The 21,010-nt window shown below is 71.0% G+C and carries 19 protein-coding genes and 2 pseudogenes; 10 read left to right on the top strand and 11 right to left on the bottom strand.

Annotated features, from left to right (window positions below; all coding sequences use genetic code 11):
• Positions 1-43 precede the first annotated feature (43 nt).
• Positions 44-973 (top strand): metal-dependent hydrolase, encoded by a 930-nt coding sequence (locus A5643_RS16125; protein WP_231995630.1) that lies wholly within the window; start codon positions 44-46, stop codon positions 971-973.
• Here the strand turns inward: A5643_RS16125 and A5643_RS16120 are convergent.
• From A5643_RS16120 to A5643_RS16100, 5 genes and pseudogenes are all read right to left on the bottom strand, one after another.
• Positions 972-1,388 (bottom strand): annotated as a pseudogene (locus A5643_RS16120) (gamma-glutamylcyclotransferase family protein); the annotation flags it as partial. The gene A5643_RS16125 and the pseudogene A5643_RS16120 sit on opposite strands and share 2 nt — an antisense overlap.
• On the bottom strand, positions 1,388-2,614 hold the full coding sequence (locus A5643_RS16115) for an Nramp family divalent metal transporter (RefSeq protein ID WP_066857759.1): 1,227 nt from the start codon (positions 2,612-2,614) through the stop codon (positions 1,388-1,390). The pseudogene A5643_RS16120 and the gene A5643_RS16115, both read right to left, overlap by 1 nt.
• Positions 2,615-2,691: 77 nt before the next feature.
• Entirely contained in the window at positions 2,692-3,483 is a 792-nt protein-coding gene (locus tag A5643_RS16110; RefSeq protein ID WP_066857757.1) for an SDR family oxidoreductase, read from the bottom strand.
• A 22-nt stretch (positions 3,484-3,505) separates the two neighbouring features.
• Entirely contained in the window at positions 3,506-4,339 is an 834-nt protein-coding gene (gene ku, locus A5643_RS16105) for a non-homologous end joining protein Ku (RefSeq protein ID WP_066857754.1), read from the bottom strand.
• 30 nt (positions 4,340-4,369) lie between these two features.
• Positions 4,370-5,317 carry a carbohydrate kinase family protein gene (locus A5643_RS16100; RefSeq protein ID WP_066857751.1) on the bottom strand — a complete coding sequence of 316 codons (948 nt, stop codon included), beginning with the start codon at positions 5,315-5,317 and terminating at the stop codon, positions 4,370-4,372.
• 52 nt (positions 5,318-5,369) lie between these two features.
• Between A5643_RS16100 and A5643_RS16095 the strand changes: the two genes are divergently transcribed.
• The gene (locus A5643_RS16095) at positions 5,370-7,601 is read left to right on the top strand and encodes an ATP-dependent DNA ligase (protein ID WP_066857748.1); all 2,232 of its coding nucleotides are present in this window, start codon (positions 5,370-5,372) and stop codon (positions 7,599-7,601) included.
• Between the two features lie 16 nt (positions 7,602-7,617).
• Complete coding sequence (locus A5643_RS16090) at positions 7,618-9,558, top strand: fumarylacetoacetate hydrolase family protein (RefSeq protein WP_066857745.1); 1,941 nt, start codon at positions 7,618-7,620, stop codon at positions 9,556-9,558.
• Between the two features lie 406 nt (positions 9,559-9,964).
• On the opposite strand, the gene A5643_RS16085 is transcribed toward A5643_RS16090, so the two are convergent.
• Together A5643_RS16085 and A5643_RS16080 are read right to left on the bottom strand one after the other, a co-directional pair.
• A complete protein-coding gene (locus tag A5643_RS16085; protein ID WP_066857742.1) occupies positions 9,965-10,684 on the bottom strand; it encodes a DUF4873 domain-containing protein in 720 nt (239 codons plus the stop codon).
• Complete coding sequence (locus A5643_RS16080; RefSeq protein ID WP_066857739.1) at positions 10,681-11,583, bottom strand: AurF N-oxygenase family protein; 903 nt, start codon at positions 11,581-11,583, stop codon at positions 10,681-10,683. Before A5643_RS16080 ends, A5643_RS16085 begins: the two co-directional genes overlap by 4 nt.
• A gap of 114 nt (positions 11,584-11,697) precedes the next feature.
• Between A5643_RS16080 and cobF the strand changes: the two genes are divergently transcribed.
• From cobF to A5643_RS16055, 6 genes and pseudogenes are all read left to right on the top strand, one after another.
• On the top strand, positions 11,698-12,468 hold the full coding sequence (gene cobF, locus A5643_RS16075; protein WP_066857736.1) for a precorrin-6A synthase (deacetylating): 771 nt from the start codon (positions 11,698-11,700) through the stop codon (positions 12,466-12,468).
• Between the two features lie 8 nt (positions 12,469-12,476).
• Positions 12,477-12,875, top strand: coding sequence for a phage holin family protein (locus A5643_RS16070; RefSeq protein ID WP_066858072.1), 399 nt, complete (start codon positions 12,477-12,479; stop codon positions 12,873-12,875).
• The gene (locus A5643_RS16065) at positions 12,850-13,527 is read left to right on the top strand and encodes a phosphatase PAP2 family protein (RefSeq protein WP_156628849.1); all 678 of its coding nucleotides are present in this window, start codon (positions 12,850-12,852) and stop codon (positions 13,525-13,527) included. The genes A5643_RS16070 and A5643_RS16065 overlap by 26 nt, the downstream gene beginning before the upstream one ends.
• Positions 13,505-13,711: pseudogene (locus tag A5643_RS19035) on the top strand (DNA-formamidopyrimidine glycosylase family protein); the annotation flags it as partial. The gene A5643_RS16065 and the pseudogene A5643_RS19035, both read left to right, overlap by 23 nt.
• Positions 13,712-13,900: 189 nt before the next feature.
• Complete coding sequence (locus tag A5643_RS19030; protein WP_502686250.1) at positions 13,901-14,368, top strand: zinc finger domain-containing protein; 468 nt, start codon at positions 13,901-13,903, stop codon at positions 14,366-14,368.
• A gap of 50 nt (positions 14,369-14,418) precedes the next feature.
• Positions 14,419-15,168 carry an SDR family oxidoreductase gene (locus tag A5643_RS16055; RefSeq protein WP_066857727.1) on the top strand — a complete coding sequence of 250 codons (750 nt, stop codon included), beginning with the start codon at positions 14,419-14,421 and terminating at the stop codon, positions 15,166-15,168.
• Positions 15,169-15,183: 15 nt separating this feature from the next.
• Here A5643_RS16055 and pgi read toward each other — a convergent pair whose 3' ends face one another.
• The 3 genes from pgi to A5643_RS16040 all read right to left on the bottom strand — a co-directional run bounded on the left by pgi (position 15,184) and on the right by A5643_RS16040 (position 18,001).
• Positions 15,184-16,845: a glucose-6-phosphate isomerase gene (pgi, locus tag A5643_RS16050; protein WP_066857724.1), complete on the bottom strand. Its 1,662-nt coding sequence runs from the start codon at positions 16,843-16,845 to the stop codon at positions 15,184-15,186.
• Between the two features lie 29 nt (positions 16,846-16,874).
• Positions 16,875-17,558: an iron-sulfur cluster repair di-iron protein gene (gene ric / locus A5643_RS16045; RefSeq protein ID WP_066857722.1), complete on the bottom strand. Its 684-nt coding sequence runs from the start codon at positions 17,556-17,558 to the stop codon at positions 16,875-16,877.
• A gap of 107 nt (positions 17,559-17,665) precedes the next feature.
• Positions 17,666-18,001 (bottom strand): chorismate mutase, encoded by a 336-nt coding sequence (locus A5643_RS16040; protein ID WP_082948997.1) that lies wholly within the window; start codon positions 17,999-18,001, stop codon positions 17,666-17,668.
• Between the two features lie 199 nt (positions 18,002-18,200).
• Here A5643_RS16040 and pcrA point away from each other — a divergent pair, with 199 nt between their 5' ends.
• Positions 18,201-20,546 (top strand): DNA helicase PcrA, encoded by a 2,346-nt coding sequence (gene pcrA, locus A5643_RS16035; protein ID WP_066857716.1) that lies wholly within the window; start codon positions 18,201-18,203, stop codon positions 20,544-20,546.
• A 12-nt stretch (positions 20,547-20,558) separates the two neighbouring features.
• On the opposite strand, the gene A5643_RS16030 is transcribed toward pcrA, so the two are convergent.
• Positions 20,559-20,993 (bottom strand): hypothetical protein, encoded by a 435-nt coding sequence (locus A5643_RS16030; RefSeq protein ID WP_066857713.1) that lies wholly within the window; start codon positions 20,991-20,993, stop codon positions 20,559-20,561.
• Positions 20,994-21,010: the final 17 nt, after the last annotated feature.

Raw genomic sequence — 21,010 nt, 5'->3', positions numbered from 1 at the left:
AGCACTCCGGCGTTGACCGTTACGGATAATACCGTTACGGTCGATGGCGCAGGTTATACCGAGTTGGAGGACTCTGATCATGGTGGCGACCGGGGAGACCGCGCCGCTGACGGTGCGGCGGATGAAGTTCGGGTTCGACGACGACCAGGCTCGGGCGACCAAGTACTACGCCAACGGCAGCATCGTGTTCAGCCACTTAGTGGCGGTGCTGTCGGCGATCTTCCCGCCCGGCGAGGACATCTTCGTCCGGTCGGTGCGCCGCTACCGCGATCAGATCACCGACCCCGACCTCAGCCAGCGGGTCGCGGCGTTCATCGGGCAGGAGAAGGTGCACGGCCTGCAGCACCGCGAACTCAACGAGCAACTGCTGGCGATGGGCTACCCGACGCCGTGGTTCGAGTTCCTGCTGGAGAGCACCGAGCACCTGGAGAAGTTCCTCGACAAGCGCTACCCGAGCCCGGACCGGTTCGTGAAGCTGCGCCGCTTCTTCCTCGGCTTCACCGTGGCCGCAGAGCATTTCACCGCCACCTGGGCGGAGAACATCCTCAAAAGCCCCGAGGTGCAGGCGATGATGTACGACCCGGAGATCCGGAACCTGTTGAACTGGCACGCCTTGGAGGAGTTGGAGCACAAGGACGTCGCCTTCGACGTCTACCGCGCCATCGGGGTGCCGGAGTCGACCCGGATCCGCTGGATGCGGTTCGCGCAGAACTTCGGCATCCCGATCCTGCTGCTGTTCACGCTGGCCTCGATCGTGCTGAACGACCGCGAGGGCCGCCGCCAGCCGGTGCGGTTGCTCATCGAGACCGTCCAGATGCTGCGCAGCCCGATGTTCAAGGGCTTCCACAAAGCGATGAAGCCGTTCAAGAGACGCGACTTCCACCCCAACCAGATCGACACGACCGAACTGATGACGACCTGGCAGCGCGAACTCTTCGGTGAGCACGGCGAACTGGTCGGCCACCTCAAATAGCCGGCGCCCACCCGCGCAGGAAATCCAGCCACTCCGCAGGCAGCTGCTGACGGGCGGCACCGTCGAGCACCCGCTCCAGATAACCCGGGCGCGCCGGGCCCGGGCACACCCGGTAGTCGATGTAAACCCAGACCAGTTCCGACCCGGCCTGAGTCCGCACCGGGAGCCGGAAGCGCCGGTAGTGCGCCGGCACGCTCTCGGCGACGTCGAGGGCGGCCAGGTCGTCGTCGCTGACCTGCCACACCACCCCGTGCACCCGCGCGCCCGGCGCGGCGCGCACGGTGGCCACCCCGCGCTGGTTGATCAGCCAGGTGTGCCCGTCGAGCACCGCCGGGCGCGGATCGACCGCACCGACGCAGCGGCGCGCCATCTGCTCGGCGCACAGGTTGGACCCGTAGGCGAAGTAGGCCGGCATCAGCCCCGCACGGTCAGGTAGATCAGCACCACGTTGAGCAGGGTAACGACGCCGGTGACCGCCCACCCCAGCAGCGAGGTCAGCCGGTGATTGACGTCGGTGCCCATCAGCGCCCGGTCGGCGGTCAACCGGATCACCGGGACCAGCGCGAGCGGGATGCCGAAGGAGAGCACCACCTGGGAGAGCACCAGCGCCCGGGTCGGGTCGACCCCGATCGCCAGAATCACCAGCGCCGGGATCAGCGTGATCAGCCGCCGCCACAACAGCGGCACCGACACCCGCAGCAACCCCTGCATGACCATCGCGCCGGCGTAGGCGCCCACCGACGTCGACGCCAGCCCGGAGGCCAGCAGCCCGATCGCGAACAGCAAGGCGATGGTGGGTCCGAGGGCGTCACGCACCGCGGCATGGGCGCCCTCGATCGAATCGCCGTCGACGCGGCCCTGCAGGTGGGTCGCGGCCACCACCAGCATGGCGGCGTTGACCGTTCCGGCCACCACCATCGCCAGGCCCACATCCCAGCGGGTGATCCGCAGCAGCCGCCGCCGCTGCGGACCGGCCGGTGGGCAGCCGTGCCGATCGCGGCTCAACCCCGAATGCAGGTACACCGCGTGCGGCATGATCGTGGCGCCCAGGATCGCGGTGGCCAGCAGCACGCTCTCGGTGCCGGCGAAGGCCGGCACCAGACCGCCGGCCAATCCCGCTGCCGGCGGGGGAGCGACGAACAGGCTGGCCAAAAACCCGATCGCGATGATCAGCAGCAGCCCGCTGATCACCAACTCGAAGTGGCGCTGCCCGCGCCGGTCCTGCACCGCCAGCAGCAGCATCGACACCGCCCCGGTGATCACCCCGCCGAGCAGCAGCGGCAACTCGAACAGCAGGTGCAGCGCGATGGCGCCGCCGACCACCTCGGCCAGATCGGTGGCCATCGCCACCAGTTCGGCTTGCAGCCAGTAGGCGATGCGGGTGGGGCGGCGGGCGTGGTCGCCGACGACCTCCGGCAGCGAGCGGCCGGTGACCAGGCCGAGCTTGGCCGACAGGTACTGCACCAGCCCGGCCATGACGTTGGCCACGACGATGACCCACAGCAGCAGGAACCCGAACTGCGCCCCGGCGCTGACGTTGGCGGCGACGTTGCCCGGGTCGACGTAGGCGATGGCGGCGACGAAGGCTGGGCCCAGCAGGTACCAGCCCGGCCGCGACCGGACCTCGCTGCGCAGCGCCAACCCCGACCCCCTCTCGCACCAGAGGCGAATAAAAAAGTGAGGGTAGCCGAAACTTCGCGGGGCGCAGCGGGCGCCCCTCACAGGTCGGGGATCGGCAACTCCATGTTCGGGGCGGTGAGCCCGCCGTCGACCTCGAGCACCTTGCCGGTCAGGTAGCCGCCCGCCGGCGAGGCCAGATAGACCGCCGCGGCGGCGATGTCGGCCGGGTCACCCAACCGGCGCAGCGGGGTGGCCCGCTCCATCGGGGTGCGCAGTTCGTCGTTGCCGGCCACCACCTCCAGCGCGGAGGTCAGGATCGCCCCCGGCGCGATCGCGTTGACCCGGATCCGCGGCGCCAGATCCGCTGCGGCCAGCCGGGTGTAGTGCGCCAGTGCGGCCTTGGCGGTGCCGTAGGCGGCGAACCCGCGCCCGGCCAGCCGCCCGACCGCCGAGGTGATGTTGATGACGGTCCCGCCGCCGGCGTGTTCGAGCATCAGCGGCACCGCGGCGGTGGTCAACGCGTGCGCGGTGAGCACGTTGAAGCCGAACGCGTCCTTGAGGTCCTGGGCCGAGGTGTTCAGCAGCGGGGCGGGCATGGCCCCGCCGACGTTGTTGACCACGATGTCGAGGCGCCCGAAGGTCTCGACGGCGGTCCCGGCCAGCTGCGCGGTCTGCTCCGGGCGGGCCAGGTCGGCGACGACGGCCTGGGCTCGCCGGCCCGCCTGCTGCACCTGCGCGGCGACCGCGTCCAGATCGGCGGCGGTGCGGGCGGAGACGACGACGTCGGCGCCCGCCTCGGCGAACGCCACCGCGATCGCGGCGCCGAGCCCGCGCCCGGCGCCGGTGACGACCGCGACGCTGCCATCCAGACGGAACTTGTCGAGAATCACGCCCTCACGCTAACAAGGCGGTTCAGGACTTGGACTTCGCGCGCGTCTTGCGGCCACCGGATTTCTTCGGCCGCGACTTGACGCTGGCCTCCAGCTTGGCCAGCAGGTCGGAGACATCCTCGGTCTCGTCGAGTTCGGTGGGCTGCTCCTCGGCGGTGAACGCCTCCCCGCCGGACAGTTTCGCCTCGATGAGCTCGACGAGCTGCTCCTGGTACTCGTCGCGGTACTGCTCGGGGTGGAAGTCCTCGGCCATCGACTCCACCACCTGCCCGGCCATCTTCAATTCGGCCGGCTTGATCTCCACCTTCTTGTCGAGCACCGGGAAGTCCGGGTCGCGGATCTCGTCGGGCCAGCGCAGCGTGTGCACCACCATGACCTGACGCTTGCCGAAGTCGTTGACCCGCAACGCCGCCAGCCGGGTCTTGTTGCGCAGCGCGAAGTGCACGATCGCCACCCGGTCGGTCTGGGCGAGCGTCTTGGCCAGCAGCACATAGGATTTCGTGGAGCTGCCGTCGGGCTGGAGAAAATAGCTGCGGTCATACAGCAACGGGTCCAGCTGGTCGGCCGGGACGAACTCGGCCACCGCGATCTCCCGGCTGCGCTCCTCGGGCAGGTTCGCCAGGTCGTCATCGGTGATGATCACCGCCTGGCCGTCCTCGGACTGGTACGCCCGGGCGATGTCGCGGAACTCGACCACCTCCCCGCAGACCTCGCAGACCCGCTTGTAGCGGATGCGGCCGTTGTCCTTGGCGTGCACCTGGTGGAACTTGACGTCGTGGTCCTCGGTGGCCGCGTACAACTTGACCGGCACATTGACCAGCCCGAATGCGATCGATCCCTTCCAGATGGCGCGCATAAGAGTCAGTATGCCCGCCGCCGCGGCCGGCTACCCGTTCTTCGGCGTCCCGAACCGGCGCGTCCGGTAGGAGTCGAGGGCGGCGCGGTCGGGCAGATCGGCGCCGCGGCGCGCCACCGTCAGCGCCGCGCAGTCGGCGGCCGACTGCAGTGCCGCGGTGAGCGTTCCCACCCCGATAGCCTGCAGCGCCGCGCGGCGCCGCGCACCCAGCAGGCCGGCCGACCACAGCGCGTCGATCAGCCCGACGGTGAAAGCGTCACCGGCGCCGATGGTGTCGGCCACCGCAACGGTGTCGGCGTCGACCCGGGCCACCCCGTCGGCGCAGAGCGCGAACGCGCCGCGCGCACCGAGGGTCACCGCCACCACCGCGGGCCCGGCGGCCAGCCAGCTGCGGGCGACCTGGTCGACCGGGCGATCCGGGGCGATCCAGGCCAGGTCCTCGGCGCTGACCTTGACGATGTCGCTGCCCTCGATCAGCCGCTGGATGCGTTCGCGGGCCAGCAGGCGGTTGTCGAGCAGCGCCGGGCGGATGTTCGGGTCGAAGGTGACCGTCGCCGACGGCCGGTAGGTGTCCAGCAGCGCCGCGACCGCCAGGCACCCCGGCTCGACCACCGCGGCCAGCGAGCCGGTGTGCACCAGCGTCGGCGGCGGCACGGCCGGTGTCCCGTCGAGGCGCCAATCCAGGTCGAGGCGGTAATCGGCGGCATGTGCGGCATCCAGTCGGGCGCGCGCGGTCGCGGTGCCGCCGGCGGCGACGCTGCCCGCCACCGCCCGCACCCCGGCGGAGCGCAGATACGCCAGAATCCGGTCGCCGTTGGCGTCCTCGCCGACCCGGGTCAGGAAAGCCACGCCGTGTCCCAGCCGGCCCAACCCGACCGCGACGTTGAGCGGGCTGCCGCCGACGTACTCGCCGAGCACCCGCCCGTCCTGCTCGACGATGTCGATGAGTGATTCACCGATCACGAGCGCCCCCGGCATGGTCTCGACAGTACCGAGCGATCCTGGACCGGCCACGACGTACGTTGGCAGCATGGCTTCGTCGCGGGTGCGCCTGACCAACGCCGAGAAGGTGTTGTACCCGCCGACCGGCGGCGGCGCCGCCGTCACCAAGGCCGACGTGTTCGACTACTACACCGCGATCGCCGAGGTGATGCTGCCGCACGTCGCCGGCCGGCCCGCCACCCGCAAACGCTGGCCCGACGGGGTGGCGGCGGACTCCTTCTTCGAGAAACAACTGGCGGCGTCGGCACCGGACTGGCTGTCCCGCGGTGAGGTGGCACACCGGTCGGGCACCACCCGCTATCCGATCCTCGACAGCGTCGACGCCATCGCCTGGATCGCCCAGCAGGCCGCGCTCGAGGTGCACGTGCCGCAGTGGCGTTTCGTCGACGGCGAACCCGGGCCGGCGACCCGGCTGGTCTTCGACCTCGACCCCGGCGAGGGGGTGGGCATGGCGGAGCTGGCCGAGGTGGCCCGCGCCATCCGCGAGCTGCTGGCCGCCATCGACCTGACGGTGTTCCCGGTCACCAGCGGCAGCAAGGGCCTGCATCTGTACAGCCCGCTGGACCGGCCGGTGAGCTCGCGCGGCGCGTCCGCCCTGGCCCAGCGCATCGCCCGGCAACTCGAGCGGGACATGCCCGGCCGGGTCACCGCGACGATGGCCCGCAGCGCCCGGGCGGGCAAGGTGTTCGTCGACTGGAGCCAGAACAACGCCGCCAAGACCACCATCGCGCCCTACTCGCTGCGCGGCCGGCCCGAGCCGACGGTGGCCGCGCCGCGCAGCTGGGCCGAACTCGACGACCCCGACCTGGCCCAGCTGCGCTACGACGAGGTGCTCGCCCGCGTCGCGGCCGACGGCGACCTGCTCGCCGGGCTCGACCGCACCGGCCCCGACCGGCTGCACCACTACCGCAGCAAGCGCGACGCCGCCAAGACCCCCGAACCCGTCCCCGCCGCCACACCGGTCACCGGCCGCGACGACACCTTCGTCATCCAGGAACACCACGCCCGCCGGCTGCACTACGACTTCCGGCTGGAACGCGACGGGGTGCTGGTCAGTTGGGCCGTCCCGAAGAACCTGCCCGCCACGCCCGACGTCAACCACCTGGCGGTGCACACCGAGGACCACCCGCTGGAGTACGCCACCTTCGAAGGCCGCATCCCGGCCGGCGAATACGGGGCCGGCACCGTCACGATCTGGGACTCCGGGCGCTACGACACCGAGAAGTTCCGCGACGACGAGGTGATCGTCGTCCTGCACGGCACCCGCATCTCGGGGCGCTACGCGCTGATCCGCACCGACGGCGACCAGTGGCTGGCCCACCGGATGAAAGACCAGAACATCCTCGACTTCGACACGCTCGTCCCGATGCTGGCCACCAGCGGGCCGGTCGGCGCGCTGCGCGCCGCGCAGTGGGCCTTCGAAGGCAAATGGGACGGCTACCGGATGCTGGTCGACGCCGATCACGGCCGGGTGCGGCTGCGCTCCCGCAACGGCCGCGACGTCACCACCGAATTCCCCCAGCTGGCCGGCGTCGCCGCCCAGCTCGACGAACACCGGGCGGTGCTCGACGGCGAGGTGGTGGCGCTCGACGCGACCGGCACACCGGATTTCAGCCGCCTGCAACGCCGCGCCGACGGCGCCGACCTGACCTTCTGGGCCTTCGACCTGCTCCACCTCGACGGCCGCTCGCTGTTGCGGGCCCGCTACCGCGACCGGCGGGCACTGCTGGAAACCCTCACCAGCGGAACGGATCTGGTGGTGCCCGAGCTGCTGCCCGGCGACGGCGCCGAGGCGCTTGAGCAGGCCCGCCGGAACGGCTGGGAGGGTGTGGTCGCCAAGCGGTGGGACACCGGATACCACCCGGGGCGCCGGTCGACGTCCTGGATCAAGGACAAGATCTGGGCCACCCAGGAGGTGGTCATCGGCGGCTGGCGCAGCGGTGAACGCAGCAGCGGCATCGGCTCCCTGCTTATGGGGATCCCGGGCGCCGACGGCCTGGACTACGTCGGGCGGGTCGGCACCGGCTTCACCGACAAGGAACTCAGCGCGCTGCACGCCCGGCTGGCCCCGCTGGCCACCGACGAATCACCGTTCACCGCCCGGCTGTCCACCCAGGACGCCCGCGGCGTGACCTTCGTGCAACCGGTGCTGGTGGGCGAGGTGCGCTACCAGGACCGGACCGGGGAAGGGCGGCTGCGCCACGTCAGCTGGCGCGGCCTGCGCCGCGACAAAACCCCGGACCAGGTGGTCCGGGAGTGACGAGGAGGACGACGGCATGCGGTGGGTGACCTACCGGGACGGCGCCGACGAGCGCACCGGCGTCCTCAACGGCGACGCCATCCACGCGGCCCCGCCCGGGACGACGCTGCTGGACCTGGTGCGCCGCGGTGCGACCGGCCTGGCCGAGGCCGGTCGGCAGCTGCTGGCCGCCCCGGCGCAGACGGTGTCGCTGGCCGCCGCGACGCTGCTGGCGCCGATTCCGCGGCCGCCGTCGATCCGCGACACGCTGTGCTTTCTGGAGCACATGCGCAACTGCCAGGCCGCGCTGGGCCGGGGCCGGGTTCTGCACGACACCTGGTATCGCATCCCGGCGTTCTACTTCGCCTGCCCGACCACCGTGCTGGGCCCGTACGAGGACGCCCCGATGGCGCCGGGAAGTGTCTGGCAGGACTTCGAATTGGAGATCGCCGCGGTGATCGGCACCGCGGGCGCCGACCTCACCGTGGCGCAGGCCGAGGCCGCGATCATCGGCTACACCATCTACAACGACTGGTCCGCCCGCGACCTCCAGCAACTGGACGGCCAGCTGGGCATCGGGCAGGCCAAGGGCAAAGACGGCGGCGTCACGCTGGGCCCGTATCTGGTCACCGCCGACGAACTTGAGCCGTACCGGCGCGACGGTCGCCTCGACCTGCAGGTCACCGCGCTGGTCAACGACAGCGTGATCGGCTCGGGGACGACCGCGCAGATGGACTGGAGTTTCGGGGAGGTCATCTCCTACATCTCCCGCGGGGTCACGCTGGTGCCCGGCGACGTCATCGGCTCGGGCACCGTACCGACCTGCACCCTGCTGGAGCACCTGGATCCCGCGGTTCCGCAGGACTTCCCGGGCTGGCTGCGCGACGGGGACACCGTCACCCTGCGCGTCGAGGGACTCGGTGAGACCCGGCAGCGGGTACGCGCCACCGCCCGGCCGCACCCGCTGGCCGCCCGCCCCAACCCGGACGCGAAACCCGAACCGCCGCGGGTGAATCCGGCGGTCTCGCGGGTGCCCTACACCCGCGGGCTGCACCCGGTGGGCCGGCGGGTATGGGCCTGGACGCTGCCGGACGGCGGCTACGGCTGGAGCAACGCCGGTCTGATCGCCGGCGACGGCGCGTCGATGCTGGTGGACACCCTGTTCGACCTGCCGCTGACCGCCGAAATGTTCACCGCTATGCGCGAAGTCACCGACGTCGCACCGATCACCGACATGCTGATCACCCACTCCAACGGTGACCACATGAACGGCAACCAGTTGCTGCCCGACGAGGCCCGCATCATCGCCGCCCGCGCCACCGCCGCGGAGATCGCCGAAGGGCGTCCACCGGCGACGCTGGTGGCGACCCAGATCGGTGACCTGGGTGCGGAAGGGACGCGGTATGCGCGGGAGCGGTTCGGCGCCTTCGACTTCGGCGGGATCACCGTACGCAACGCCGACACCGTCTTCGACGACGAACTGATCGTCGAGGTCGGCGGACGAGAGGTGGTGTTGCTGAACCTGGGGCCAGCACACACCGGCGCCGACTCGGTGGCGCACGTGCCCGACGCCGGGGTGCTGTTCGCCGGCGACCTGCTGTTCATCGGATGCACGCCGATCGTGTGGGCCGGTCCGATCGGCAACTGGATCAGCGCCTGCGACACCATGATCGCGCTGGACGCCCCGACGGTGGTGCCCGGCCACGGCCCGGTCACCGACCCGGACGGCATCCGGGCGGTGCGCGACTACCTGGTCTACATCAGCGAAGCGGCCGACGACGCCTACCGGCGCGGCCTCCCGTTCGACCGCGCCGCCGCGGAGATCGAGCTCGGCGAATACGCCGGGTGGCTGGACGCCGAACGGGTGGTGGCCAACATCTACCGGCGCTACCGCGAACTCGACGCCGACACCCCGGTGCTGGCGCCCACAGAACTGCTGAGCCTGCAAGCTCGCTGGCTCGCGAAGCGCTCAGGGTAGCGCCGGGTGAAAGCCGGGGCGCTCTAGCAGCGGGTGGCGGCGCGGACCCAGCGCCGGTGCTCTTCGGTGGCCCGGCCGGCGGTCGTCGCCGGACGGTGGGGGTGGACAGCGTGCTGGTGACCGCAGGGCCCACCGACCACCTCTGGTCGCGGACGATCCTTGGTGTCCATCAGCACCTCCCTCATCGGTTGAGTTCAGCGGGTTCGGCGACACTGCCGGCCCGAACCGGTATTGGCGCAGAACTCCTTCCATTCAACGGCACCCGCGCGCGCCGCGATCCCGGCGACACGGTGAGGTCGGACACAACACCGCGGTGCGGCGGGACAGCTCATCACCGCGGGAGAGTTTCGCCAGTGACGCGGGCCGACGACGGCGACGACGGTGATCGCGGTCACCGCTGAGGCGATCAGAGCCGAGGCGGCAGCGCGAGTTCGACGGTCTCGAGCGGAAACGGCGGATAGCCGGCCGCGCCGCGCACCGACAACGTCCCCCACGGGGTCTGGTCGGAGATGCGGGCCTCCGCGGTGTGTGCACCGATGCGGATGCTGACCTGCGAACCGGTCACCCGCTCGCCGGGCAGCTCGGCGTAAAGCATGCCCTGCCAGTGGTAGCGGCCGTCGATCGGATCGAAATGCCCGGTGAGCCGCACCCGCGTCGGGTACTCGCGGCCGTCGTGGGTCAGCGTCGCCGGCCCGTCGTAGGTGTCCTCGTCGACCCCGACCGATCCGGCCAGGTAGAACCGGGAGAGTCCGCGGGTGGGCAGCAGCGGGTGCACCCGCAGCCGCGAACGCGCCTCGATGCGGGTGGCGCCGCCGCGCAGCATCCCGGCCAGCACCGCGGCGATGTAGCGGGCCTGCCGGGCGGTGTTCGGGCCGGGGATACGGAAGTAGTTGGGGGTCCCGTGCGCGGCGACGATCCGGTCGTCGCGCACCGTGGTGTCCACGACGATCCGGGCGGTGCGGGTGGTGCCGTCGGCGCCGGTCACCGTCCAGGTGTCGGTGTCGTTGTCGAAGCGGGTCCGGGCGGCCGCGGCGATCACCGCGGTGTGCGGCAGCCGGCCGTGTGTGCGCGCCGGATCGCCGATCACCAGCACGTCGACCCGGTCGGCGGCGGTTTCGGCGGTCACAGGAACCCGGCCCGCCGCCACATCCGCCGGCCCAGCCGGCCCATCAGGCCCACCTCTTCGAAGAAGGTGGCCAGCGGCGCGTACGCCGAGCGGCACGCCGCCAGGAAGTGCGGGTTGCGCCGGGCGACGCGGCGGGCGGCGCGCCCGTCGAGCCCGACCCGCCGGTACACCACCGGCATGGTGAACAGGTAGCGGTAGAACGGTCCGCCCACGCCCTGCAGGTTGGCCAGGTACATCCGGCGGTACCAGCTCATGGCCGGCACCTCCTTGCGCAACCCGTCGCGGGCGAACTGGATGTGGCGGGCCTCCTCGGTGACATGGATGCGCATCAGCCGCTTGACGATCGGCTGCAGGTCCGGGTCGTCGAGGATCTGGCGCTGCAGCGCGTCGAAGATCTCCTCACCGACCAGCGCGGCGCCCCACAGCACACTGCCGCGGAAGACCAGCGGCAAGGTGTTGATGACGATGCGCTGGTAGAGCTTGGGCCGCACCGGCACCCCACCGATCCGGTCGATGGCCTTGCCGAACATCAGCATGTGGCGGGTCTCGTCGCCGAGCTCGGTCAGCTTGTAGTGGGTGGAGCTGGCGGTGGGATTCTGGTGCATCATGTCGCGCAGCAGCGCCTGGTTGAGGATGTTCTCGAACCAGATGCCCGCCGAGAGCAGGTTGACCAGTTCCTGGCGGGACAGTTCGATCTGCTGCTCGCGGCTCATCGACTCCCACAGGTCGGTGCCGTAGAGGGTGCACATCCGCGGCGGCAGGAAGAACTTGCCCTCCTCCAGCGGCGCGTCCCAGTCGATGTCGACGATCGGGGCGTAGGACTTCTTCACCGAACCCTTCAGCAGGCGCTCGGCGACCTGCTCGCGCGGGGTGGTGGCCGACTTGACGACGGTGGTCATCGCTGACGTCCCTTTCCTTGTCACGACTGGTCAGGTCATTAAGGAACACGACACCGAAGATGTCAATACCTACGGTACCGGATACCTTGTCGTACGGCTCGTTACCCTGCGGGGATGCGTGTGCTGCGGGTCATCGGCATCGGGGTGGGCGACCCCGCCCACCTGACGGTGCAGGCGGTGGCGGCCCTCAACGAGACCGAGGTCTTCTTCGTCGTCGACAAGGGGGAGACCAAACGAGAGCTGGCCGATTTGCGCCGGCGCGTCTGCGCCCGCTACATCGACACCCCCGGCTACCGGGTCGTCGAGCTGCCCGACCCGCCGAGAGCCGACCGCGGCGACTACCGCCGGGCGGTCGCCGACTGGCATGCCGCCCGGGCCGCGATCTGGGCCGAGGCGATCACCGCCGAACTCGGCCCCGACGGCGTCGGCGCCTTCCTGGCCTGGGGCGACCCGGCGCTCTACGACAGCACCCTGCGCATCCTCGACGCCGTGGCCACCCGGGTCGACCTGCGCTACGAGGTGATCCCGGGGATCACCGCGATACAGGCGCTCACCGCCGCGCACCGCATCCCGCTCAACGACGTCGGCGAGCCGGTGCTCATCACCACCGGCCGCCAACTGCGAGCCCACGGGCTGACCGGCACCGCGGTGGTCATGCTCGACGGCGACTGCTCGTTCACCCACTGCCCGCCGCAGACCCGCATCTGGTGGGGCGCCTACCTGGGCAGCGCGGACCAGCTACTGGTCGCCGGCACCGTCGGGGAGGTGGGCGAGCAGATCCGCATCGTGCGCGCCGAGGCGCGGGCACGGCACGGCTGGATCATGGACACCTATCTGCTGCGCGCCGCCGCGGCGCCCGACGCGGGCGGCCCCGGCGTGGCATGATCGCGGCCATGGGACCGTTCCTGCTGCGTGCCGCACTCACCGGGCTGGCGCTGTGGGTGGTGACCCTGCTGGTCGGCGGCATCGACTTCGTCGGCGGCCAGACCACCGCCCAGAAGGCGGGCATCATCTTCGTCGTCGCGGTGATCTTCGGCCTGGTCAACGCGTTCGTCAAACCGATCGTGCAGATCCTGTCGATCCCGCTGTACGTGCTGACGCTGGGCCTGTTCCACGTCGTGATCAACGCGTTCATGCTGTGGCTGACCGCCTGGATCACCGAGCACACCACCCACTGGGGGCTGCGCATCGAGCACTTCTGGTGGACCGCGATCTGGGCGGCGATCGTGCTGTCGCTGGTCAGCTGGCTGCTGTCGCTGGTGGTGCGTGACATCCGCCGTGTCACCAGCTGAGCGCGGGCCGACGACGGCCGCCGTCGCGCTGATCGCGGCCCTGGCGGCCGGCTTCGCCGCCGTGACCCTGGCGGTGGCCCGCATCCCGGCCGATGCGGGCGTGGACCGGGCGGTGCTGGACTGGTTCGTCGCCCAGCGGCGCGACTGGCTGACCCCGCTGCTGGTGGCGGCCACCCACGCCAGCGGACGGCAGGCGGTCGCGGTGGCCGCGCTGCTGGCGGCGGCGCTGCTGTGGTGGCGGCGGCGCAGCCTGCTGCCCGCCGCGGTGGTCGCGGGCACCTGTGCGGCGGCCGGGTTCATCGGCGTCGCGGTCAAACACCTCGCCGGCGTCGACCGGCCACCCCCGGCGGTGCACGTGGTGGCCAAGACCGGGCCGGCCTTCCCGTCCGGGCACGTCACCTACAGCCTGGCGCTGTTGGGCATCCTGGCGGTGGTGATCGGGGCGGGCCGCAGCACGCGGGTGCGGGCCGCGCTGGCGGTGGCGGTCGCGGGCATCACCGGGCTGATCGGCGCGGCCCGGCTGTACCTGGGGGTGCACTGGTTCACCGACGTGATCGGCGGGGTGCTGCTGGCGCTGACCGTGATCGGATCGGGCGCGCTGGTCTACCGGGCGGGGCAGACTGGACGGCATGCCCGAACTGCCCGAGGTTGAGGCGCTCGCGGAATTCCTGCGCCGCCACGCCGTGGGCCGCCCCGTCGGCCGGGTCGACGTGGTGGCCTTCTCGGTGCTCAAGACCGTCGACCCGCCGATCGGGGCGCTGGCCGGCCGGACGGTGCGCGACGCCCGCCGGTGGGGCAAGTACCTTGGGATCGAGGCCGACGGGTTGCTGCTGGTCACCCACCTGGCGCGGGCGGGCTGGCTGCGCTGGTCGGAGCGGCTGCCCGCGGCGCCGCCGCGGCCGGGCCGCGGCCCGCTGGGTCTGCGAGTCCACCTCGACACCCCCGGGCAGGGGCCGGGTTTCGACCTGACCGAGGCCGGCACCCAGAAACGCCTCGCGGTGTGGCTGGTCGACGACCCCGCCGAGGTGCCGGGCATCGCCGCGCTGGGCCCCGACGCGCTGGCGATCACCGAGACCGACCTGGCCGGCATCCTGGCCGCCCACACCGGCCGGATCAAGACGGTGCTCACCGACCAGAAGGCGATCGCCGGCGTCGGCAACGCCTACAGCGACGAGATCCTGCACACCGCGCGGCTGTCCCCGTTCGCGACCGCGGCCACCCTCTCCGACGCCCAGGTCGGCGCCCTGCACGCGGCGCTGACCGCGGTGCTCACCGACGCGATCGACCGGTCGGTGGGCTTGCAGGCCGCCACCCTCAAGGGCGAGAAACGCTCCGGGCTGCGAGTACACGGGCGGACCGGGCTGCCCTGCCCGGTCTGCGGGGACACCGTGCGGGAGGTGTCGTTCAGTGAGCGCTCCTTCCAGTACTGCCCCACCTGCCAGACCGGCGGCAAGGTGCTGGCCGACCGGCGGATGTCGCGGCTGCTGAAATAGCGGGCCGGGCGGGTGTCTTGACAGCTGTCGAGTGCGGCTATCCTGTCGGCGTGACTCGCCAGAAAATCCTGATCACCGGGGCCAGTTCGGGGCTGGGGGCCGGCATGGCCCGCGCCTTCGCCGCCAAGGGCCGCGACCTGGCGCTGTGCGCCCGCCGCCTCGACCGGCTCGAGGAGCTCAAGGCCGAACTGACCACCCGCCACCCCGGGATCACGGTGGCGATCGGCGAACTCGACGTCAACGACCACGAGCAGGTGCCGAAGGTGTTCGCCGCGCTCGCCGCGGAACTCGGCGGCCTGGACCGGGTGGTGGTCAACGCCGGCATCGGCAAGGGCTGGCCGCTGGGTGAGGGCAAGCTGTGGGCCAACAAGGCCACCATCGAAACGAACCTGGTCTCGGCGCTGGTGCAGATCGAGACCGCCCTGGAGATGTTCAAGAAGTCCGGCAGCGGGCATCTGGTGCTGATCTCCTCGGTGCTGGGCAACAAGGGCGTGCCCGGACTCAAGGCGGCCTACGCCGCCAGCAAGGCCGGGCTGACCTCGCTGGGTGAATCGCTGCGCGCGGAGTACACCAGCGGCCCGATCAAGGTGACCGTGATCGAGCCGGGCTACATCGAATCGGAGATGACCGCGAAGTCGAATTCGACGCTGCTGATGGTGGACAACCAGACCGGCGTCGACGCGATGGTCAAGGCCATGGAACGCGAAGCCGGCCGGGCGGTGGTGCCGACCTGGCCGTGGCTGCCGCTGGTGACGCTGTTGCGCCGGCTGCCGCCGCGGTTCACCAAGCCGTTCGCCTGAGCGCCCGGCGGGGGGCTAGGTCGCCCGGCCCCGCTCGGCGCGGTAGCGGCGCACCAGCGCGTCGGTGGAGCTGTCCGACTGCGCCGCCGGGGATGCCGCGCCGGTGAGCACCGGCTCCAGCGCCTTGGCCTGGGTCTTGCCCAACTCCACACCCCACTGGTCGAACGAGTCGATACCCCAGATCACCCCTTCGGTGAACACCTGGTGCTCGTAGAGGGCGATCAGCTGGCCCAGCACCGACGGGGTGAGCCGGGTGGCCAGGATCGAGGTGCTCGGCCGGTTGCCGGGCATCACCTTGTGCGGCACCACCGCCGCCGGGGTGTCCTCGGCGGCGATCTCCGCGGCGGTCTTGCCGAACGCCAGCACCTGGGTCTGGGCGAAGAAGTTGCTCATCAGCAGGTCGTGCATGCTGCCGTCGCCGTCTGCGGTGGGCAGGTCGTCGACCGGCTGGGCGAACCCGATGAAATCGGCCGGCACCAGCCGGGTGCCCTGGTGCAGCAGCTGGAAGAAGGCGTGCTGGCCGTTGGTTCCGGGCTCGCCCCAGAAGATCTCGCCGGTGTCGGTGCTGACCGGGCTGCCGTCGCGGCGCACCGACTTGCCGTTCGACTCCATCGTCAGCTGCTGCAGGTAGGCCGGGAACCGGGCCAGGTCGTCGGCGTAGGGCAGCACCGCGCGGGACTGGGCGCCGAAGAAGTTGGAGTACCACAGCCCGATCAGCCCGAGCAGCACCGGCGCGTTGGCCTCCAGCGGCGCGGTGCGGAAGTGCTCGTCGACCAGATGGAAACCGGCGAGGAACTCGGCGAACCGCTCCCGGCCGATCGTGGCCATCACCGACAGCCCGATCGCCGAGTCCACCGAGTACCGCCCGCCGACCCAGTCCCAGAACCCGAACATGTTGGCCGGGTCGATCCCGAACTGCGTGACCCGCTCCCGGTTGGTGGAGACCGCGACGAAGTGCTTGGCCACCGCGTCCTCGCCGAGGGCGTCGGTCAGCCAGCGCCGCGCCGCCGCCGCGTTGGTCAGGGTCTCCAGGGTGGAGAACGTCTTCGACGCCACCACGAACAGGGTGCTGGCCGGGTCGAGGTCGGCGAGGGTGGCCACCAGATCCGCCGGGTCGATGTTGGAGACGAAGCGGGCGCTGATCCCGGCGTCGGCGTAGTGCCGCAGCGCCCGGTAGGCCATCGCCGGACCCAGATCCGAGCCGCCGATGCCGATGTTGACCACGCAGCGGATCGGTGCCCCGGTGGCGCCGGTCCAGCTGCCGTCGCGCAGCCGGTCGGTGAACTCGCCCATCGCGTCCAGCACCGCGTGCACGTCGGCGGCGACGTCGCGGCCGTCGACGCTCAGCGTGCTCCCGCGTGGTAGGCGCAGCGCGGTGTGCAGCACCGCCCGGTCCTCGGAGGTGTTGATGTGCTCCCCGGCGAACATCGCGTCGCGGCGGGCCTCCAGCCCCGCGGTGCGGGCCAGGTCGCACAGCAGCCGCACCGTTTCGGCGGTGATCCGGTGCTTGCTGTAGTCGATGTAGAGGTCACCGACGCTGAGCGTGAACTCCCGGCCGCGGTCGCGATCCTCGTCGAACAGGTCGCGCAGATGGGTTTCCCCGATCCGACGGTGATGGTCGGCCAGCGCGGCCCAGGCCGCGCTGGCCGTGATGTCGGGAAGCTCGGCGGCACTCATACCCCGAGCGTAACCGGCGCGCGGCCCGCTCAGCCGGCGGCGAGCACCCGCGGGTAGAGCACGTTGTTCTCCTTGTGCACGTGCATGTGCAGGTCGGTTTCGATGTCCTCCAGCCCGGCCAGCATCGCCGTGTAGGAGCCGCAGGCGTCGGCGGGCACCGCGTAGTCGTCGGTGAGCCGGCGCAACTCGGCGAGCAGGGAACCGGCGTTGTCGTGCTCGACCATGTTCTCCTTGAGCAGGCTGCGCAGCTCCTCGGAGAGCGGGTCGTCGGAGCCGGCGCGCGCGGTGATCTGGGGGAACAGGTCGGTCTCCTCCTCACGCAGGTGCGGCTCGATGCCGCCGCGCAGCTTGCCGAAGACCTCGCGGACCGCGATCAGCTCACTGTGGTTGGGGCCGTGCACCCGGGCCACCTTGTCGACCAGGGCGCCGACCCGCGGGAACTCGTCCCACAGGAACTTGTGGTGGGTGTCGACGATGTGCTCGACGAGGGCCGCGTCGTCGAGGTCGGCCCAGGCTTCCTGCCGGCCGGGGGCCGCGCTGTGCAGGGCGTCCAACAGGTCGTCGACCGGGATCTGGGCTTCGGCGCAGGCCTCCCGCACCGGGCGCTGCCCGTGGCAGCAGTAGTCGATGCCGAAGCGGTCCAAAATCCGGGTGCGCGACGGGTCCGCGGTGACGATGTCGCCGAGAATCGTGTCGGGTGTGTAGGTGGTCATCGCGATCTCCTCACGAGGTCGGTGCGGTGTGGCCGAGCCTGCACGCCCGGTGTTGGTGCCAACACCGCCGCGGCCGGCGGGTATTCCGCCGACCGGCAACCCCCGCGTCAGTGACCGAGCCGGCCGCGCCCGAACCGCAGCAGCAGCATCGCCAGGTCCTTGCCGTCGGGGCCGAGCTCGCTGTAGCGCTCGATGACCTTCATCTCCCGGCTGTGCACCAGCCGGGTGCCCCCGGAGGCCATCCGGGCCTTGCCGATGGCCTGCGCCACCTCGGTGCGCCGCTTGACCGCGGCGAGGATCTCGGCGTCGAGCCGGTCGATTTCGTGGCGCAACTCGTCGATGGTGGGCGACTGCTCGGTCGCCGCATCGGCCTGGGTTTCGGTTTCGGTGCTCATGGGGTTCGACTCCGTACTCTGAGTGTTCTCGGCGGGTTCTGGTCTCATCTGCACTCCGGCCTCACACAACAGGCGAACCCCGGATCTGCGTGGCGGACCGCGGGGCTCAAAAGACAGCTACACCACCGGTACCGCCGAAGCGGGCGGGTAGAAAAATCGCAGCTGCACGTCGAGCACGAATCGAGTGTGCCACCCGGGCTGTGCCAGCGCAAAACCTGTCCACCGGCGGCGGTAGGTTGGTCTGGACATGAGTGTGCACGCCGACCCAGGACTTCACCCGGCTTCCGGTCCCACCGCCCTACTGGAGGCGCTCAACCCGCAGCAACGACGGGCGGTGCTGCACGAGGGCACCCCGCTGTTGATCGTCGCCGGGGCGGGCTCGGGCAAGACCGCGGTGCTGACCCGCCGGATCGCCTACCTGCTGGCGGCCCGCGATGTCGGGGTGGGGCAGGTCCTGGCGATCACGTTCACCAACAAGGCCGCCGCCGAGATGCGCGAACGCGTGGTGCAGCTGATCGGGCCGCGGGCGATGTCGATGTGGGTGTCGACGTTCCACTCCACCTGCGTGCGCATCCTGCGCAGCCAGGCCGCGCTGATCCCGGGGCTGAACTCCAACTTCTCCATCTACGACGCCGACGACTCCCGCCGGCTGCTGCTGATGGTCGCCCGCGACATGGGCCTCGACGTCAAGCGGTACACGCCGCGACTGCTGGCCAACGCGATCTCGAACCTGAAGAACGAGCTGATCGACCCGGATCGGGCGCTGGCCGATCTCACCGAGGACGCCGACGAGCTGGCCCGCACCGTCGCCGCGGTGTACGCCGAATACCAGCGGCGCCTGCGGGCGGCCAACGCGCTGGACTTCGACGACCTGATCGGCGAGACCGTCGGGTTGCTGCAGGCGTTCCCGCAGGTCGCCCAGTATTACCGGCGCCGGTTCCGGCACATCCTGGTCGACGAGTACCAGGACACCAACCACGCCCAGTACGTGCTGGTGCGCGAACTCACCGGCCACGGCCAGCAGGAGATGCCGCCGGCCGAACTGTGCGTGGTCGGCGACGCCGACCAGTCGATCTACGCCTTCCGCGGCGCCACGATCCGCAACATCGAGGACTTCGAGCGCGACTACCCCGACGCGACGACCATCCTGCTGGAACAGAACTACCGCTCCACCCAGACGATCCTGTCGGCGGCCAACGCGGTGATCGCCCGCAATGCGGGGCGCCGGGAGAAACGGCTGTGGACCGACGCCGGCGAAGGCGAGCCGATCGTGGGCTACGTCGCCGACAACGAGCACGACGAGGCCCGCTTCGTCGCCGCCGAGATCGACGCGCTGGCCGACGGCGGCGACATCACCTACAACGACGTCGCGGTGTTCTACCGCACCAACAACGCCTCGCGGGCGCTCGAAGAGGTGTTCATCCGCACCGGCATCCCCTACAAGGTCGTCGGCGGCGTCCGGTTCTACGAGCGCAAGGAGATCCGCGACCTCGTCGCCTACCTGCGGGTGCTGGACAACCCGGCGGACACCGTGAGCCTGCGGCGCATCCTCAACACCCCGCGGCGCGGCATCGGGGAGCGGGCCGAGGCGTGCGTGGCGGTGCACGCGGAGAACACCGGGATCGGTTTCGCCGAAGCGCTGCGGGCCGCCGCCGACGGTACGGTGCCGCCGCTGAACACCCGTGCGGTCAAGGCGATCAGCGGCTTCGTCGACCTGCTCGACGGGCTGCGTGCCGGCCTCGACGAGGGGCTGGGCGAACTGGTGGAGGCGGTGCTGGACCGCACCGGCTACCGCGCCGAACTGGAGTCCTCCCACGACCCGCAGGATCTGGCCCGGCTGGACAACCTCAACGAATTGGTCAGCGTCGCTCACGAATTCAGCACTGACCGGGAGAACCGCGCGGCCCTCGCGGCGGAGGCCGCTGCCGGTGCGGACGTCGCCGGCGAGAACCCCGCCAGTGAAGACGACGACACGCCGGAGACCGGAGCGCTCGCCGAGTTCCTGGAACGGGTGTCGCTGGTCAGCGACACCGACGACATCCCCGAACACGACTCGGGGGTGGTCACGCTGATGACGCTGCACACCGCCAAAGGCCTTGAGTTCCCGGTGGTTTTCGTCACCGGCTGGGAAGACGGCATGTTCCCGCACATGCGGGCGCTGGGCGACGTCGCCGAGCTGGCCGAGGAGCGGCGGCTGGCCTACGTCGGGATCACCCGCGCGCGGCAGCGCCTGTACGTCAGCCGGGCCAAAATCCGCTCCTCGTGGGGTCAGCCGATGCTCAACCCCGAATCCCGTTTCCTCCAGGAGATCCCCGACGAACTCATCGACTGGCGCCGCCTTGACACCGCACCGGCGTTCAGCGCGCCGGTCAGCGGATTCGGACCCGAGCGCAGGCCCGCGCCGACGCGGCCGGCCAACCGGCGTCCGCCGCTGGCGCTGCAGCCCGGCGACCGGGTCAGCCACGACAAGTACGGGCTGGGCCGGGTCGAGGAGGTCTCCGGGATCGGTGAGTCGGCGATGTCGCTGATCGACTTCGGCAGCGCCGGGCGCGTCAAGCTGATGCACAACCACGCCCCGATCACGAAGCTGTAGCCGCCGGGGGGCTCAGCGCCGCGAGAGGCTCGGGTGCAGCCAGGACCGGGTGGAGGGCATCAGCGCCAGCACCGTGATCGTGGCGGGCACCACCAGCAACGCCACGTCGCGGGAGCGCATCGGGTCGGCGAGCACCGCGACCACGCTCGCGGCGATCGCGACCACGTTGGCCCCCACGATGATCCACAGCCCGGCCGCATGCCGGCGCAGCAGCAGAATCCCGCCGACCAGCAGGCAGCAGGCCAGTGCGGAGGCGGCCAGCAGCACCAGCGCGCCGATCGGAAGGGGGCCGGCCGATTCGTTCGTCGACGCCGGTAGCAACACCCAGAGCAGTTGGAAGGCCAGCAGCAGCAGGCTGCTGAACAGAAGGAACGCACCCGTGAGGATGCTCAGCCAGCCGGCCAGCAGCGCGGTTCGGCTGCTGGCCGAGGGTGGGTCAGGGTCCATCTTTATGACGCTAGCAG

It is taken from the genome of Mycobacterium sp. 1274756.6, assembly GCF_001668625.1.
Classification (GTDB): domain Bacteria; phylum Actinomycetota; class Actinomycetes; order Mycobacteriales; family Mycobacteriaceae; genus Mycobacterium.
This window is presented reverse-complemented; position numbering and strand designations above follow the sequence as displayed.